The following is a 16,555-nucleotide window of genomic DNA, read 5'->3' on the forward strand; positions in this document are numbered from 1 at the left end:
GGCGCGCGGCTCCTAGCGTCGAGGCATGACGAAGACCGCACTCATCACCGGCGCCTCCCGCGGCCTCGGCCTGGCACTCGCCCGCTCCCTCGCCGCCGACGGCTGGCGGCTCGTCCTCACCGCGCGGGGTGAGGACGCGCTGCGATCCGCCGCGGACGAGCTCGGTGCCCTCGCCCTGGCCGGAGACGTCGCCGACCCCGCCCACCGGGATCGGCTGGCGCGGGCCGTACAGGAACACGGCGGGCTGGACCTGCTGGTCAACAACGCCTCAGGGCTGGGCGCGGTCCCGCTGCCGCCGCTGGCCGGATACCCGCTCGACACGCTCCAGGAGTTGTTCCAGGCCAACGTACTGGCCCCGCTGGCACTGATTCAGGCGAACCTGCGCGGGCTCAGGGAGCGGCGCGGCGCGATCGTGAACATCTCCTCCGACGCGGCGGTGGAGGCGTACGAGGGCTGGGGCGGATACGGCGCGACCAAGGCCGCCCTGGAGCGGCTCTCCCACGTGCTGGCCGTCGAGGAACCCGACGTCGCGGTCTGGTGGGTGGATCCGGGCGAGATGTCCACCGCCATGCTCGCCGACGCCGTCGGCGCCAAGGAGGCCGAACAGGCCCCGGCCCCGGAGAGCGTCGTTCCCACCCTGCTGCGGCTGATCGCCGACCGCCCGGACAGCGGCCGGGTGAGGCACGGATGAACGGGCGGGGCACCGAACGAGGAGGACCTGTGAGAACGGCGACGGAATCCGTGCGTGCGTACGGGGAGGGGACGTGAGCGCGCCCGCGGCGGACGCGATGGCCGCGGACTTCGTGCTCCCGCGCGAGCTGGAGGCGCACGAGCCCCCGGAGGCCCGAGGGCTGGCCCGTGACGGGGTACGCCTGCTGGTCTCGGAGCGGGGCACCGGACAGATCGGGCACCACGCGTTCGCCGACCTTCCCGGTCTGCTCGGCCCCGGCGACCTGCTCGTGGTGAACAATTCCGGCACGCTTCCCGCGGCCGTCCGGCTCGATCGGCTCGCGGTGCACTTCTCCACCGAGCGTGAGGACGGTACCTGGCTGGTCGAACTCCGCAGGCTCAGGGAGCGGACGGGCCTCGCCGGAGGCCCCGGGAGCACCGAGACGGCCGGTGAGCCCTACCGGGGCGGTGCGGACGGGGAGTGGCTGCCGCTGCCGGGTGGGGCGACCCTGCGGCTCCTGGGACGCGAGACGCCGCGGCTGTGGCGGGCGAGGCTGGACCGGGAGGTCACGGGCTACCTCCGCCGGTACGGCGTGCCGATCCGATACTCGTACGTGGACAGGGACTGGCCGCTCGCCGACTACCAGACCGTGTTCGGCGTGCGGCCGGGCAGCGCGGAGATGCCCAGCGCGGGGCGGCCGTTCACCACCGGGCTGGTGACCTCCCTGGTGTCGCGCGGGGTGGGGATCGCGCCGATCACCCTGCACACGGGGGTGGCGTCTCCGGAGAAGGACGAGCCACCGTATCCGGAGCGGTTCGAGGTGCCCGAGGCCACCGCGCGGCAGGTGGAGCTCGCTCGCGAGTCGGGCGGCCGGGTGATCGCGGTCGGCACGACCGTGGTCAGGGCGCTGGAGACGGCCGCGCTGGCCACCGGCCGTGTCCGGGCCGCGGACGGCTGGACCTCGCACATCGTCACCCCCGAGGTCGGAGTGAGGGCGGTGAACGGCCTGCTCACCGGGCTGCACGAGCCGCGCTCCAGCCACCTGCTGATGCTGTCGGCGATCGCCGGCCGCGATCTGCTCTCGCGGTCGTACGCGGAGGCGCTCGGAGAGGGCTATCTCTGGCACGAATTCGGCGATGTCCACCTGATCACCGGTTAGCGGATAGTCAATCGCAAGAGGTTTACAAGTCGGATCTCCCATGATGATCCGTAATCAACGGGACGAAATCCGACTGGAGTAAAAATGCGCCGGCACCTGGCCGCCATCGCCGCCATCGCCCTGGCGGGAGGCATGCTGCTCACCCCCGCGACCGCGAACGCCTCGGCCCCCCCGATCACCGCACCGCAGAAGGTCGCGGGCCCGCCGCTCGCGCCGCTGAAGACGACCGTCTTCTACCCGCGCAAGGCCTGGGCGGGCGACTCGTACGTCTACACGCTGAAGGTCAAGAACGTCGGCAAGTGGTACACCGACATCGCCTACGTCGGCGGCCGTCTCTCCCCGCACATCTCCAAGATCCGCATCGTCGGCAAGCCCGCCGGCTCGTACTGCGAGATCTCGGGGCGTGAGGTGGGCTGTCTGCTCGACACCCTGAACCCCGGCAAAACGGCCACCCTCAAGGTCAAGGTCTGGCTGAAGAACGGTGCCCGCGGCACCGCGACCGCCAATTTCGGCTCGGTCTCGATCGACGTCCCCGCGGGCGGGCTGGACACCTTCGACATCTACGGCATCGACATCGGCACCGACATCAAGTACGTGCGGGTGAAGACCCGAGTGCTCCGCTGACCACGCGTTCCGCGCCTCGCACCTGCTGACCGTCCGCCTCTCCCTCTCCCGCTCCCGTTCCCGGTTCCGGAACCGGTTGGTTCCGATCTCGCCACCGGTTTCGGTTCGTTCCGCTCGCTCCCGCCACCGGCTCCGTTCCCGGATCCCGACGACGGCGACGAGTGCGGGCAACCTCATGTACACGGCACCCGCGCACCGTGCAGGATCTCCCCATGGCGGTTCCGGGCGGTGCGCGATCCATGGCTGAACTGAGAGTCGTCCTGGCCGAGGACCACTACCTGGTGCGTGAGGGCACCCGCAGGCTCCTGGAGACCTCCGGCGAGATCGAGGTGGTCGCCGCCGTGGGCACCGCGGACGACCTGCTCGACGCCGCCAGACGGCTGCGCCCCGACGTGGTCGTCACCGACATCCGGATGCCGGGCTCGGCCGATCTCGTCCGCCCGGGAATGGAGGGCATCGACGCGGCGCACCGCATCCGCGCGGCCTCACGGGACATCGGGGTCGTGGTGCTCTCCCAGTTCTCCGACGCGATGTTCGCCCTGGATCTGTTCAGGGACGGCACCGAGGGGCGTGCGTACCTGCTCAAGGACCGGGTCGGTGACATCGACGAGTTGCTCGGCGCGATCAGGTCGGTGGCGGGAGGCGGCTCGGTGATCGACCCCAAGGTGGTGGAGGGCCTGCTGGCCAAGCGCGGGGTACGCGGCGGCCCCCCGCCCGCGGAGCTCACCCCCAGGGAACTGGACGTGCTCAGGGAGATGGCACACGGCCTGTCCAACGGAGGAATCGCCCGCGCCCTGCACCTGTCGGTCTCCGCCATCGAGAAACACGTCAACTCGATCTTCATGAAGCTGGCCCTGGAGAACAGTCCCGACACCCACCGCAGGGTGGCGGCCGTCATCACATACCTGGGTTCGGCCTAGCCGGGGCCAAGGCTCCGAGGTCGGATCAGGCCGCGGCGGGAACACCGTGCGCGGCCCCGGCGACCAGCACAGAGGCGACGGACGACTCGGCCGTCCAGGCCAGCTCCCCGCGGTCGCGTCCCCGTACGGGGGGCAGCATCGTCACCTCCACCGTCAACCGCCGGACGGCCACCACGCGGCGGATCGACGCCCACAGGAGGTCGTCACCGACATAGACGGGTCCGCTGGCCAGGACGTCCTCCCCCTCCAGATATCTGATCGCGACCGGTCTGACCGGGGCCCCCGCGTCCAGGGCCGCCTGGAACACGGCGGGCCTGAACGAGCCCATCCCGCGCCCGCACCAGGTCGTCCCCTCGGGGAAGGCCGCCACCGGATGGCCGGCGGCGAGCGCCGCGGCCACGTCGGCGACGGTCTCGGGCAGCGCGGAGAGCCGGTCCCTGTCGATGAACAACGCGCCCGAGCCCGTCGCGAGCAGGCCTACCACCGGCCACGCCCGGACCTCCTGCTTGGCGAGCACCCGGCACGGCAGGACCGCCGCCATCACGAGCGGGTCCAGCCACGACACGTGGTTGGCCACGACCAGCGGAGCGGCCCCGGACGATCCGTCGGCGACCGGATAGGGCCCGGCGACCGAGCCGGCCATGAACGCGAACCCCCGCCTGACCTCGATCCGTACGCCGACCGCCCGCAGCACCAGCTGGGACCAGGCGCTCGTCAGCCGGATCCTGTTCGTCGTACCGAGTCCACGGGCCACGAGCGTGAGGACCACTCCCGCCAGGACGACCAGCCCGACCGCCGCGAGTCGCAGCGCCCTGCGCGGCGCCTCGGCCCTCGATCCCGGTGGGGACAGGCAGCCGGCGGGCGTGCACGGCGCCACGGGTATCCACGGGCTCACGATGCGGCTCCCAGGAAGTGGCGCAGGTAGCGGGGGTCGGCCTCGGCCATCGAGAGCAGGACGAAGAAGTCGGCCGTACCGAAGTCGAGGTCGTGGGCGGGCGGGCCGCAGACCCAGGCGCCCAGCCGCACGTACCCGCGCAGCAGCGGCGGCAGCGTCGCCCGTCCCTGGTTGGCGGCGGGGCTCGTGGCGGCCGTACGCTTCGAGGCGTCCTCCCGCGGCGACCGCGCCGCTCCGGTGCCGATCGGGAAGACCGGCACGGACCCGGAGGCGGCCGAGGGGCCCGACCTCCCTCTCCGGCGAGGAGAGCCGGAGACCGGGCCCGCCCGCCAGGGAAGGTGCGGCGTGACGCGGTAGCCCGGCGGTGAGAGCGGCACCCGCTCCATGATCCCGGCCGCGTCGGCCACCGGCACCGAGCAGCACCCGGCCAGCCAGCCGTACCCCCCGGCCGTCATGTAGCGGGCGATGCCCGCCCACATCAACCCGAGCACCGCGCCGCCCCGGTGTTCCGGGTGTACGCAGGCCCTGCCGGTCTCGACCATGTTCCCCCGGATACCGGCCAGCGCGCTGAGATCGAACTCGGAGTCGGAGTAGAGGCGATCGGCCCTGCGGGGGCCGAGCAGCCGGTAGGTGCCGACGACCTCACCCGTGTCGTCGCACCTCACCAGGAGGTGATCGCAGTAGGCGTCGAGCGGATCGACGTCCAGGCCGGTGATGGGACTGTCCAGCCGGGCGCCCATCTCCTCGGAGAAGACGCGGTGGCGCAGGCGCTGGGCCTCGCGCATCTCGACGGCGGTAGCGGCCAGCCCGACACTGTAGCGGGCGAGGCGCGACTCCACGGGAAGGGTCGTCATGAGGTTCATGAAGACATTCGCAGATGACGCGGGACCGGAGGGCCCCGCGAACTCCAGGCGTCCGGATGATGAACCACATTCACGGTCGAATCCGGAGCCAAGTACCGTAGGAACCGATGAACCAGCGCACGCTTCTGATCACGTTGAACGGCCCCGACCGACCGGGCGTGACCTCACGCCTCTTCTCGGTCCTGGCCGGCTTCCCCGTCATCGTCGCCGACGTGGAGCAGGTCGTCATCCGCGGCCGGCTCACCCTCGGCGTCCTCGTCTCGTACGCGGGCGACACGCCGACCGGCACCGGCGGCACCCTCGGGGCCCTCTGGACCGCCGTCGAGCGGGCCGCGGAGGACCTCGGACTCCACGTGGAGCTGTCCACCGGCTCCGACTCGAAGGAGAAGCGGCGCAGGGGGCGGCTCGACGTCACCGTGCTCGGCTCACCGCTGCAGCCCGCCGCCATGGCGGGGATCGCGGGGCGGATCGCCGCGGCCGGTGCCAACATCGACCGGATCGAGCGCCTGTCCAGCTATCCGGTGACCTGCATCGAGCTCTCGCTCTCCGGCGCCGACCCCGACACCCTCAGGGCGGAGCTGGCCGTCGAGGCGCACGCCCAGCAGGTCGACGTCGCCGTGCAGCGGACCGGCCTGCACCGCAGGGCGAAGCGCCTGATCGTGATGGACGTCGACTCGACGCTCATCCAGGCCGAGGTGATCGAGCTGCTCGCGGCGCACGCCGGCTGCCTGGAGGAGGTCGCCCGGGTCACCGAGGAGGCGATGCGCGGCGAGCTCGACTTCGCCGAGTCGCTGCGCCGCCGGGTCGCGCAGCTTGAGGGCCTCTCCGAGGAGGTCTTCGAGAAGGTACGCAAGGAGCTCGTGCTGACTCCCGGCGCCCGGACGCTGGTACGGACGCTCAAGCGGCTCGACTACCGGTTCGCGATCGTCAGCGGCGGGTTCACGCAGCTCACCGACGCCCTCGTCGAGGACCTCGGGATCGACTACTCCGCGGCCAACACCCTGGAGGTCGTCGACGGCGTGCTGACCGGGCGGGTCGTCGGCGAGATCGTCGACCGGCCGGGCAAGGCGCGGGCACTGGAGCGCTTCGCCCGCGAGGCGGGGATCCCGATCAGCCAGACCGTGGCCATCGGCGACGGCGCCAACGACCTGGACATGATCGCGGCGGCCGGTCTCGGCATCGCGTTCAACGCCAAGCCGGTGGTCCGCCGCGCCGCCGACACCGCGGTCAACGTCCCCTACCTCGACTCGATCCTCTACCTGCTGGGCATCCCGCGCGCCGAGGTGGAGGACGCCGACGCCGAGGACGGTGTCACCGCCGCCGAACGTTGACCATGATCGGTGGGGTGGGCCACCCGCGAACGCGATCACCGTACGGCTGTCCCGAGGCGTCGCCGAAGAGCTGAGACGGTCACTCGTGTCTCAGCTCTCGCGTGGGTTCTCAGTGCTTCCTGGGGGTCCAGTGGACGATGCCGCGGCCGGTGTCGAGCTCGGCCCACTCGCCGTCGACCCCGATGACGGCGAACGCGCCGGGCGGGAACCCGGCGTCGCCGTCGGCCGAGGTGAGCTGCATGACAAGCTCCTGAACCCCGGGGTTGTGGCCGACCAGGACCAGCGTGCGCGCCTCGGGATCGCTCCGCCGGATCAGCGTGAGCAGCTCGTCGGGATATGCCTCGTATATGGCCGGTTCGATGAGGGTCTCCACACCGGGGAGTGCCAGGTCGGCGGTCCGCCTGGTCCGTACCGACGGCGAGCAGAGCACCAGGTCGGGGGTGAGGTTCATACCGACGAGGGCCGCGCCGACCTTGAGGGCGTCGCGCTCGCCGACATCGGTGAGGGGGCGTTCCCTGTCGGCGAGGCCGGAGGTGTGAGCCGCCTTGGCGTGGCGCAGGACGACGAGCGTGCGCGCGGTCATCGCGACGCCCACACGGCCAGACCCACGATCACCGCGAACATCGCGGCCATCGCCAGCAGGATGAGGACGAGTGTCTTGCCTCCGGAAGGCTGCTGTTCCATACGGGCCAGTTTCCCACCGGGGTGGCCCGCACACGCCGAAGGGGTGCACGTGGCCCGTGCACCCCTCCGTCGAACGTTTCCGTCGAACGTTTCCGTCGAGCGTTCGCTCAGCTGGAGACCTGCTCCGGCTCCCGGTCGGAGTTGCTCTCCTCCGTCGGGGCGATGCCCGCCGAACGACGCTTGGAGAAGACGACCGCGGCGACGACGATGCCGACCGCGACCACCGTGATGCCGATGCGCAGCGTCGGGTTGTCGGCGTAGGTCACCACGGCGGGGGCGATCAGCAGCGCCACGAGGTTCATCACCTTGAGGAGCGGGTTGATCGCCGGTCCCGCGGTGTCCTTGAACGGGTCGCCGACGGTGTCACCGATGATGGTGGCCTCGTGGGCCGGCGAGCCCTTGCCACCGTGGTGGCCGTCCTCGACCAGCTTCTTGGCGTTGTCCCAGGCACCACCGGAGTTGGCCAGGAACACCGCCATGAGCGTGCCGCAGGCGATGGCACCGGCCAGGAACGCGCCGAGCGGGGCGTACCCGAGGGCGAAACCGACGGCGATCGGGGTGAGGACGGCGAGCAGGCCGGGCGTCGCCAGCTCCCGCAGCGAGTCGCGGGTGCAGATGTCGACGACCCTGCCGTAGTCGGGGAGTTCCGTCCCCGCCATGATGCCCGGCTTGGTGCGGAACTGCTCGCGCACCTCGAAGACCACCCGTCCGGCCGCGCGGCCGACCGCCATGATCGCCAGGCCGGAGAACATGAACACCACCGCGGCGCCGATGATCAGACCGACCAGCACGTTCGGGGAGTCGACGCTCAGGCTGAACGCGCTGAACGAGCCCAGCGCCTCCTTCACGCTCGCCGTGGCACCCACCAGCTCGCCCTCGACCGCCGTACGGAACGCGCCGAACAGCGCGGTCGCGGCGAGCACGGCGGTGGCGATCGCGATGCCCTTGGTGATGGCCTTGGTGGTGTTACCGACGGCGTCCAGCGAGGTGAGGACCTGAGCGCCCTCGCCCTCGACGTCGCCGGACATCTCGGCGATGCCCTGGGCGTTGTCGGAGACGGGACCGAAGGTGTCCATCGACACGATCACGCCGACCGTGGTCAGCAGGCCGGTACCCGCCAGCGCCACGGCGAACAGCGCGATCGTGACGTTGCCGAAGCCGAGCAGGAAGGCTCCGTAGACGGCGGCTCCGATGATCAGCGCGGAGTAGACCGCCGACTCCAGACCGACGCTGATGCCGGACAGGATGACCGTGGCGGGGCCCGTACGGGAGCTCTCGCCGATGTCCTGCACCGGGCGGCGGTTCGTCTCGGTGAAGTAGCCGGTGAGGATCTGGATGGTGCTCGCCAGGACCAGGCCGATGAGCACCGCCCCGATCGCGATCAGACGCGGGTCCGAGGTGACCGCGGCGATCTCCGGGCTCACATTGGTCAGACCGGAGAAGCTGGCCGGCAGGTAGAGGTAGGCCGCGCCGGCGACGAGGACCGCCGAGATGGCCGCCGAGATGAAGAAGCCCCGGTTGATCGCGGCCATCGCGTTGCGGTCGCCGGCGCGCGGGGCGGTGACGAAGATGCCGATGATCGCCGTGATCACACCGATCATGGGCACGATCAGCGGGAACACCAGTCCCTCGACGCCGAAGGCCACCCGGCCCAGGATCAGGCTGGCGACCAGCATGACCGCGTAGGACTCGAACAGGTCGGCGGCCATGCCCGCGCAGTCACCCACGTTGTCGCCGACGTTGTCGGCGATGGTGGCGGCGTTGCGCGGGTCGTCCTCGGGAATGCCCTGCTCGACCTTGCCGACGAGGTCGGCGCCGACATCGGCGGCCTTGGTGAAAATGCCTCCGCCGACTCGCATGAACATCGCGAGCAGCGCGGCACCGAAGCCGAAGCCCTCCAGCACGGCCGGGGCTTCGCCCCCGTAGGCGATCACCACCACGGCCGCGCCGAGCAGGCCGAGGCCAACGGTGATCATTCCGGCCACGCCACCGGTGCGGAAGGCGATCCGCATGGCGACCTTCTCACCGGACGTGCGGGCGGCGGCGGCGACACGGACGTTGCCGCGGACCGCGAGCCACATGCCGATGAATCCGGTCAACGCCGAGAACAGCGCGCCGACGACGAAGAACGCCGACCTGCCGATCCTCACGCTGGTCGTCTCGGCCGGGAGAAGGTACAGCAGGAACGGGATCAAAATGACGAATAGCGCGAGCGTCCGGAACTGTCGCGCGAGATACGCGGAAGCCCCCTCCTGGACGGCTCTCGCGATGTTCTGCATACGTTCGGTGCCTTGGTCGGCGGACAGCACCTCCCGCACCAGTGTGCCGGCGACGGCGAGTGCGAGCAGGGCGACGGCGGCGACCACGATGACGATGGTGAAGTGGTGACCACTTAGGGAAACCGCTGGCTCCGCAGCGGCGAGATGGAGCACAGACATCCGACTCTCCTTGGCAAGACGGGAACACGTCCTGCCCGGAGTGCGCTGCGGTGATTGTCAGGCGGCTGAGGCGGCGCACTCCGGGATGGTGGGCAGTGCCGCTTCCAGTTGCAGACCCCCGCGGAGTACGGCTCGCGTGACGGGCCGCTCCGAAGGATAAACCTTGGCCGGTCCCGGGAGTCTACGCAGCGACGACGCGGATATGAAGCCTCTGCCCCCGCCCAATTGACGACGCGAGCGGCCCCCTTTGACAGCCGACCTGCTTATGGGGTCATTTCACCCGTCACATCCACCCCTCAGCTCCTGTTTCCTCCCAGTTTCAGTCAAGAAACAGCCACGTTAAGTTTTGACCGAAATTGAAATCTCCTCGGGGAACGACCGGGCTCGCCCACCGGACATCACGGACGATCTTCCGGGCCCCCTCCCTCCGCCCTCAACTCTCAGCCGGGTAAACGGCGGCGCAGGCCGGGATGATCTTGCCGCACCGGGTCTCGGCGGCCCCTCTCCCCACCCTCAGCCCCCAACCCACAGCCCCGGTATACGGGCGAGGCAGGCGGAACGACGTTGCCGCGCCGGGTCTCGGCGGCCTCTCTCCCCGCCTCGGCTCCCAGCCCCGGCGAACGGCGAGGCGGGCCCGGCGAGCGCCATCGGCGGCCCGTTGGCGAGGCGAGATCATCCGGCCTCCGGACACGTCTCCAACGAACACACCTCGGGTCGATGACCGCCACACCACGGACGCCACGGACGACACAGACGGATGCGACCCCGGCACGGATGTCATCACAGACGATCTTGTGGCCGCGCACTCCCAACAAAAACAGCCGGGCGTGTCCATATGGACACGCCCGGCTGTCGAAGTCTGCTTTTCAGACCGGAGACATTCCGTTCGTCGCCGCCGGCCAGCTCATGCGAATGCACATGCCCTTCTGGCTTGGGTAGACCTGAACGTCGTCGGCCAGCCCCGCGATGACCGCGATGCCGAAACCGGCCATCAGGTCATCGGGAAGCTGCCCGAACGGATCGTCGAACCCCAGAAGGGCCCGATCATGTTCCAGCTCATCACTAGGGGCGGAGTCGGTGACTGTCACCTCAAAACGCCCTAAGTCATCACGTAGCTCGATCCGGATCGGCTCTCCCGGACAGTGGAGGCGATGTGCCTCCACAGCCCGCGAGCACGCCTCTCCAACAGCGAGCCGTACCTCGTCCAGCAACGACTCCTGTACGCCGGTACGCCTGGCGATGGCCGTGGCCACCAGGCGTGCCGTCCGCACATGCGCGGGGAGAGCGCTGAACGTCAGCTCGACGGTAGCCACGACTACTTGTCTCGACCGTGAGCTTCCTTGGCCTCGTCGACCGAGGCGTAGATCCCGAAGACCTTCGTCAGTCCAGTGATCCGGAAAATCTTCAGGATGCGCTCCTGGGTGCAGACAAGCTCCAGTGAGCCATCGTGCGCCCTAACTCGCTTGAGCCCGCCGACCAGGACACCAAGGCCCGTGGAGTCAAGGAAGTCGACCTTCTCCATGTTGACGAGCAGGTGGAAATTCCCCTTGTTGACCAGGTCGATCAGGAGCTCACGCAATCTGGGCGCGGTGTAGACATCGATCTCACCCTCAACCTCAACGATGGTGAGACGGTCCTCGGAATGGTGGTCCAACTTCAGATCCACAGATCCTCCAGCGCCTTGCCTGCGAAAGTACCGATTCGAGCATGCCTTCCTGGGACCGGGTGACCCCCGGACGACAAGCCCCGACGCGCGGCATTCAACCATGCGTACGCTCAGTGTCTATACGAAATCACGATTCCCGGCGACTCTGCCCACAGATGTGAGACTGGAAACCAGTGACCCCGCCCTCATCCTCGCCCCTCAGCGCGGGCACCGCCCTCAGCCGCCTCCTCGACGTTCCCGCACGTCGGGCGCGTGTTACCCATGTGGAGCACGTTCCCGCACGTCAGGCCGGTGATACCCGATGGCCCGACTGGGTCGACCAGCGGCTGGTTACGCGCTGGGCGAACCTCGGTATTTCCGGCCTGTGGCCACATCAGGCCGAGGCCGCGGATCTGATCCACCGTGGCCAAAACGTGATCATTTCCACGGGGACGGCGTCGGGCAAGTCCCTCTCTTACCTGGTCCCGGCACTCTCCTCGACGCTCGACGGCGGCACGGTCCTCTATCTGTCGCCCAGCAAGGCACTCGCCGCCGACCAGCTCCGCGCGCTGCGCGAGCTCGACCCTCCCGGCCTCCGCGCCGCGACCTATGACGGCGACACCTCCTTCGAGGAGAGGGCATGGGTGCGCAAGCACGCCAACTACGTCCTCACCAACCCGGACATGCTTCACCGCAGCCTGCTGCCCCGTCACGCTCAGTGGTCGCTCTTCTGGCGGCGGCTCCGAATGGTCGTCGTGGACGAGTGCCACGGTTACCGAGGCGTGTTCGGCTCCCACGTCGCGCAGATCCTGCGCCGCCTACGCCGGATCTGCGCGCGTTACGGCTCCCGCCCGGCGTTTCTGCTCTCCTCGGCGACGGCCAACGAGCCCGGAGTCTTCGCGCAGCGCCTGACAGGCCTCCAGATGGCCGAGGTGACCACGGACACCTCTCCTCGGGGCGCGACCACCTTCGCACTGTGGGAGCCACCCCTGACCGATCTGCGCGGCGAGGGCGGCGCCCCGGTCCGGCGCCCCGCGACCGCCGAGAGCGCGGATCTCCTGGCCGATCTCGTCGCCTCCGACGTGCGGACCCTCGCCTTCGTCCGCTCCCGCAGGGCCGCCGAGACCGTGGCCCTCACCACCCGGGCCAAGCTCCAGGACCTCGTCATCGACGGGGAGGCGCCCCCGGAGCTGCCCGGCAAGGTCGCGGCCTATCGGGCCGGATACCTCGCCGAAGATCGCAGGAACCTGGAAAGGGCCCTGCGCTCCGGCGAACTGCTCGGTCTCGCGACGACCAACGCGCTGGAACTCGGCGTCGACGTCTCCGGGCTGGACGCCGTGCTCATCGCGGGGTGGCCCGGGACCCGCGCCTCTCTCTGGCAGCAGGCCGGGCGGGCGGGGCGAGACGGGCAGGACGCGCTGGCGGTGCTGGTCGCGAGGGACGACCCCCTGGACACCTACCTCGTCCACCATCCGGAAGCCCTGTTCGGCCGTCCCGTGGAGACGATCGTGCTCGACCCCGGCAACCCGTACGTGCTGGGGCCCCATCTGTGCGCGGCAGCGGCCGAGATCCCGCTCACCCACGACGAACTGGACATCTTCGGCCCGACCACCAAGGAGGTGCTCGCCGATCTGGTCGGGGACGGCCTGCTCAGGGAACGCGCCACAGGCTGGTTCTGGACCAGCCGGGAACGCGCCACCGACCTCGCCGACATCAGAGGGGCGGGCGCCGCGCCCATTCAGGTCGTCGAGATGTCCACCGGACGGCTGCTCGGCACCGTGGACGAACCTTCGGCCCACTCGGCCGTGCACACCGGCGCCGTCTATGTGCACCAGGGAGAGACGTTCCTGGTGGCCGAACTCGATCTGGAGGCGGGGGTCGCGCTGGTCGAGGCGGGAACCCCCGACTACACGACCTTCGCCAGGGATGTCACCGATATCTCGGTCATCGAGTCCCTTCGCTCGCACCCTCTCGGTCAGGGAGAGCTCCATTTCGGCGCGGTCGAGGTGACGAGCCAGGTCGTGGCCTATCTCAAGCGCCGAGCCCAGAGCGGTGAGCTCATGGGGGACGAACCTCTCGACCTGCCCCCGCGCACGCTACGGACCCGGGCCGTCTGGTGGACGCTGCCCACCTCGGCGATCCTTCCCCTCGCCGAGGTGGGCCTGGACCTCGGCGGCGCCGCGCACGCGGCCGAACACGCCTCCATCGGCCTGTTGCCGCTCTTCGCGACCTGCGACCGCTGGGACATCGGAGGCGTCTCCACCGAACTCCATCCCGACACCGGGGTGCTCACCGTCTTCGTCTACGACGGCCACGAGGGCGGCGCCGGCTTCGCCGAACGCGGTTACGCCCGCGCGCGCGACTGGCTCACGGCCACCCGCGAGGCCATCGCCTCCTGCGAGTGCGAGCGCGGCTGCCCGTCGTGCATCCAGTCTCCCAAGTGCGGCAACGGCAACGAACCTCTCGACAAGGCCGGAGCCCTCCGCCTTCTCGCCGTCCTGCTCTCCCCCGAGCCCACGGACACACCCCCGCTCCCGCAAGAGCCCGCGAACGCCTCCCCACTCTCCCGGGAGCACACGGACATGCCCTCGCCCCTCCCGGAACCCTCGGATACGTCCCCCCTCCCGCAACAGCCGGTGAACGTGTCCTCGCTCCCCCAGGACTCTGCGGACGTGCCCCTGCTTTCCCAGAAAACTCAGGACACTTCGGATGTGACGGGTGGGAGAGCCGCCGGGGCGGCGGACGGCGGATGAGCTCTTCCCCGCTGCTCTACTCGATGCCGCTTTACTCGATGCCCTCACCGTTGTTTTGCTCGATCCGCCGTCAAGGTCCTGGATCAGCGATGTGAACAGGTCCCGCACGTGCCCTGGAGGTGATCGCCACCGGCCCTTTCAAAGGTAGCGAGACCTCCATGACCACCTCGATGTCCGCGACGCCACCCTCGCTGAGAGAGCAGCGGGTGATCCTGGCCTTGTTGCCCGCGGCGAGCGAGGAGGCCCTCAGGCAGCTCCGGTCCGGATCCGCGAAGGCGAGCCGGGCGGCGGCGAGCGCGCTCAGGTCGGCGGCGCTCTGCGCCCGGTGGCGCGCGACCCTGGCCATGCCCGCGAACACGACCGCCACCGCGACCGCGAAGACCAGCGCCATGAGCCCGACCGTCCAGATCGTCGCCGACCCCCGCTGTGCGTTCCCCCTCCCCATACCGGCCATGCCCGGCCTACCGTTCCAGACCTGGCTCGGTGACGGACACGGCGGTCGCATGGACGATCACGCTCGGGAGCGAGGCACCCCATCGGGGTTTGACGTTCGCGGACACCTCCACCCGTGTCACCTCCGCGCTCCGGGTCACCGTGACCACGGCGCCCGGCGGAGCCACGGACAGGACACCGCCCCGAACCCGCTCAAGGGACTCGCCGCGCGAAGCGGCCCTGGCCCCGGCTCGCGCGGCGTCCACACACTCCAGTCGCGCCTCGACCGCCGCCACGGCCCACAGCCCGGCTCCCAGAACGACCATGAGGGCGGGCAGCGCGGCGGCCGTCTCCGCTGTCACCGAGCCCCTGGACCCGCGGGAATCCGACCGGCGGGAGGAGACCGACGATGTCGTGAGGATCATCCGGCCACGGTGAGCGCTCGATTGATCAGACCTGTGATCATCTGTTGGACGTCGGAACTCGTCACCACCTTGAAGAGGAGGGCGGCGAAAGCGCAGGCGGCGATCGTCCCGACCGCGTACTCGGCGGTGGACATGCCCTGATCACGGTGCGCGCCGGCGACCAGCAGCGCCCATCGGGCGCGCAACCACCGCGACCGGTCGCGCCGCGCGTGAACAGCACTCGTTCGAGCCATCTGCTCCTCCTGGAGATCTCCGCCGGACCCACCGCCCGGCATCGGTGCCGCCAGGGTTCTCCATACGCCCGAGGCACCGCTGACCCGAACCGCGTTCTGGGGAAAGAGCCTCCGGTTATCCACAGCTCGGCAAGCGAAAAATGGTGTTAGGCAGCATGAAAGGCCCCTTCAACGGATGGGATTCTTTCCAGGTCCTCAATGAGGAAATTTCCGGACGTCTATCCACAGGCGACACCGCTTTCCTGTGGATAACCCCTTCTTGCGGGGAAAACCCTGTGGATAACTTAGGGAAGCGGCGCCTCACCGGCGACCCCCGCCGCGACGAGACTGCTCGTGAGATGGGTCCTGGCGGCTTCGAGTAAGGGTGCGAGCAGACGGTTGTCATCGCCTGCGCGAGTGGCGAGGACGACCTGGCTCGGATCCACACCATGCATGGGGATGCCGGTGACGTCGGGGTGGAGGGTCTCGGCGCGCAGGCCCGCCGAGACGATGGCCACGGCCTGCCCGGCCGCGATGAGTTCGAACTTCTCCTCAGGAGCCTCGACCAGCGGGCCGTCCGGCGCGGGAACGCCACCTGGTCGGGGGTCGATCCGCCAGTAGGCGTTCCAGGCCGTATCGCGCATCCGAGGCAAGGCTTCGTCGCTGATGTCGTCGAGGGTGACGTGCTCCCTGCCGGCCAAACGGTGATCGCGGGCAACGAGCAGGACCCGCGGCTCGTCGTAGAGGATCGTCACACGGAGCCCGTCGTCGCGGAGCGGCAGCCGGCACACCGCCACGTCCACCCGGCGTTCGAGAAGCGCGGGGCGCGGTTCGTTCCAGGCCAGCTGCACGACGCGTACGTCGGCGTCGGGATGCCTGTGGCGCAGCTCTCGCACCGCGGGCACGACGGGCACGTTCAGAGTGTGCCCGATCGTGATCCTGCTGGGATGGGCCGCGGCACGGGTGACAGCCGCCGCCTGAGCCGATGATCGCAGCAGCGCCTTGGCGCGGGGCAGGAAGACCTCGCCCGCCTCGGTCAACCGGGCGCCCTGCGGGGTGCGATCCAGCAGGCGGACACCGAGTTGTCGCTCCAGGCTGCGAATCTGACGGCTCAAGGAGGGCTGGGTGATGTGAAGGGCTTCGGCCGCGCGGCCGAAGTGCCGGTGCTCGGCGACGACCGTGAAGTAGCGCACCAGCCGTAGGTCCAGGTCCGGGGCTGATTCGGACATGTTTGCAGCATAGCTCCCCAGTTGACCTTGGGTGATGCCTCAAACGTATGAGAATGCCGCACAAGCCTTGGACTTCGCGCCCTCGACGTTACGACGATGGGGATGACCCGAATCCGTAGAGGCGGACGGCATTTCGCCTGGCTCGCGCGCTTCGTGCCGCAGGATCGTCCGGCTTCCAGCGCTCTGACCTGCGAGAGGCCGGGGTGGCGGCCCGTACGGCCCGGCCTCCTCGCGGACCTCGACGCCGACCACTACTTCGCAACGTGAGGTGAGCA

17 protein-coding genes are annotated in these 16,555 nt (G+C 69.8%); 7 read left to right on the forward strand and 10 right to left on the reverse strand.

Translation table 11 applies throughout. The annotated features are described in order from the left end of the window. The first annotated feature begins 25 nt into the window (after positions 1 to 25). The 4 genes from ACFY3D_RS05105 to ACFY3D_RS05120 all read left to right on the forward strand — a co-directional run bounded on the left by ACFY3D_RS05105 (position 26) and on the right by ACFY3D_RS05120 (position 3,373). The gene (locus ACFY3D_RS05105) at positions 26 to 691 is read left to right on the forward strand and encodes an SDR family NAD(P)-dependent oxidoreductase (protein WP_362926371.1); all 666 of its coding nucleotides are present in this window, start codon (positions 26 to 28) and stop codon (positions 689 to 691) included. A 73-nt stretch (positions 692 to 764) separates the two neighbouring features. Next, the gene (locus tag ACFY3D_RS05110; RefSeq protein WP_389975079.1) at positions 765 to 1,829 is read left to right on the forward strand and encodes an S-adenosylmethionine:tRNA ribosyltransferase-isomerase; all 1,065 of its coding nucleotides are present in this window, start codon (positions 765 to 767) and stop codon (positions 1,827 to 1,829) included. Between the two features lie 84 nt (positions 1,830 to 1,913). Then, complete coding sequence (locus tag ACFY3D_RS05115) at positions 1,914 to 2,453, forward strand: hypothetical protein (RefSeq protein WP_389975082.1); 540 nt, start codon at positions 1,914 to 1,916, stop codon at positions 2,451 to 2,453. A 239-nt stretch (positions 2,454 to 2,692) separates the two neighbouring features. Continuing rightward, entirely contained in the window at positions 2,693 to 3,373 is a 681-nt protein-coding gene (locus ACFY3D_RS05120; RefSeq protein ID WP_350942549.1) for a response regulator transcription factor, read from the forward strand. Positions 3,374 to 3,398: 25 nt separating this feature from the next. Here ACFY3D_RS05120 and ACFY3D_RS05125 read toward each other — a convergent pair whose 3' ends face one another. Together ACFY3D_RS05125 and ACFY3D_RS05130 are read right to left on the reverse strand one after the other, a co-directional pair. After that, positions 3,399 to 4,268: a lysophospholipid acyltransferase family protein gene (locus ACFY3D_RS05125; RefSeq protein ID WP_389975085.1), complete on the reverse strand. Its 870-nt coding sequence runs from the start codon at positions 4,266 to 4,268 to the stop codon at positions 3,399 to 3,401. Beyond that, positions 4,265 to 5,122, reverse strand: coding sequence for a GNAT family N-acyltransferase (locus ACFY3D_RS05130; RefSeq protein ID WP_389975088.1), 858 nt, complete (start codon positions 5,120 to 5,122; stop codon positions 4,265 to 4,267). The genes ACFY3D_RS05125 and ACFY3D_RS05130 overlap by 4 nt, the downstream gene beginning before the upstream one ends. A gap of 116 nt (positions 5,123 to 5,238) precedes the next feature. Between ACFY3D_RS05130 and serB the strand changes: the two genes are divergently transcribed. After that, a complete protein-coding gene (serB, locus tag ACFY3D_RS05135; protein WP_350942546.1) occupies positions 5,239 to 6,462 on the forward strand; it encodes a phosphoserine phosphatase SerB in 1,224 nt (407 codons plus the stop codon). Positions 6,463 to 6,571: 109 nt separating this feature from the next. Here the strand turns inward: serB and ACFY3D_RS05140 are convergent, their stop codons facing one another. The 4 genes from ACFY3D_RS05140 to ACFY3D_RS05155 form a co-directional block, all read right to left on the reverse strand. Next, positions 6,572 to 7,045, reverse strand: coding sequence for a SixA phosphatase family protein (locus ACFY3D_RS05140; RefSeq protein ID WP_389975091.1), 474 nt, complete (start codon positions 7,043 to 7,045; stop codon positions 6,572 to 6,574). Positions 7,046 to 7,253: 208 nt separating this feature from the next. Beyond that, positions 7,254 to 9,584 carry a sodium-translocating pyrophosphatase gene (locus ACFY3D_RS05145; RefSeq protein WP_350942544.1) on the reverse strand — a complete coding sequence of 777 codons (2,331 nt, stop codon included), beginning with the start codon at positions 9,582 to 9,584 and terminating at the stop codon, positions 7,254 to 7,256. Between the two features lie 866 nt (positions 9,585 to 10,450). Then, positions 10,451 to 10,897, reverse strand: coding sequence for an ATP-binding protein (locus ACFY3D_RS05150; RefSeq protein WP_350942543.1), 447 nt, complete (start codon positions 10,895 to 10,897; stop codon positions 10,451 to 10,453). Positions 10,898 to 10,899: 2 nt separating this feature from the next. Continuing rightward, entirely contained in the window at positions 10,900 to 11,250 is a 351-nt protein-coding gene (locus ACFY3D_RS05155) for an STAS domain-containing protein (protein WP_030916965.1), read from the reverse strand. A 263-nt stretch (positions 11,251 to 11,513) separates the two neighbouring features. Between ACFY3D_RS05155 and ACFY3D_RS05160 the strand changes: the two genes are divergently transcribed. Then, entirely contained in the window at positions 11,514 to 13,982 is a 2,469-nt protein-coding gene (locus tag ACFY3D_RS05160) for a DEAD/DEAH box helicase (RefSeq protein WP_389975095.1), read from the forward strand. Positions 13,983 to 14,052: 70 nt separating this feature from the next. Here the strand turns inward: ACFY3D_RS05160 and ACFY3D_RS05165 are convergent, their stop codons facing one another. The 4 genes from ACFY3D_RS05165 to ACFY3D_RS05180 all read right to left on the reverse strand — a co-directional run bounded on the left by ACFY3D_RS05165 (position 14,053) and on the right by ACFY3D_RS05180 (position 16,280). After that, the gene (locus ACFY3D_RS05165; protein ID WP_389975098.1) at positions 14,053 to 14,436 is read right to left on the reverse strand and encodes an Rv3654c family TadE-like protein; all 384 of its coding nucleotides are present in this window, start codon (positions 14,434 to 14,436) and stop codon (positions 14,053 to 14,055) included. Between the two features lie 7 nt (positions 14,437 to 14,443). After that, the gene (locus tag ACFY3D_RS05170; RefSeq protein WP_362926367.1) at positions 14,444 to 14,776 is read right to left on the reverse strand and encodes a TadE family type IV pilus minor pilin; all 333 of its coding nucleotides are present in this window, start codon (positions 14,774 to 14,776) and stop codon (positions 14,444 to 14,446) included. A gap of 59 nt (positions 14,777 to 14,835) precedes the next feature. Further along, the gene (locus ACFY3D_RS05175) at positions 14,836 to 15,072 is read right to left on the reverse strand and encodes a DUF4244 domain-containing protein (RefSeq protein ID WP_389975102.1); all 237 of its coding nucleotides are present in this window, start codon (positions 15,070 to 15,072) and stop codon (positions 14,836 to 14,838) included. A gap of 284 nt (positions 15,073 to 15,356) precedes the next feature. Then, the gene (locus ACFY3D_RS05180; protein WP_389975105.1) at positions 15,357 to 16,280 is read right to left on the reverse strand and encodes a LysR substrate-binding domain-containing protein; all 924 of its coding nucleotides are present in this window, start codon (positions 16,278 to 16,280) and stop codon (positions 15,357 to 15,359) included. Between the two features lie 102 nt (positions 16,281 to 16,382). Between ACFY3D_RS05180 and ACFY3D_RS05185 the strand changes: the two genes are divergently transcribed. Next, complete coding sequence (locus ACFY3D_RS05185) at positions 16,383 to 16,547, forward strand: hypothetical protein (RefSeq protein WP_389975108.1); 165 nt, start codon at positions 16,383 to 16,385, stop codon at positions 16,545 to 16,547. The last annotated feature ends 8 nt before the right edge of the window (positions 16,548 to 16,555 follow it).

It is taken from the genome of Streptosporangium sp. NPDC000509 (assembly GCF_042898365.1).
Classification (GTDB): Bacteria; Actinomycetota; Actinomycetes; order Streptosporangiales; family Streptosporangiaceae; genus Streptosporangium.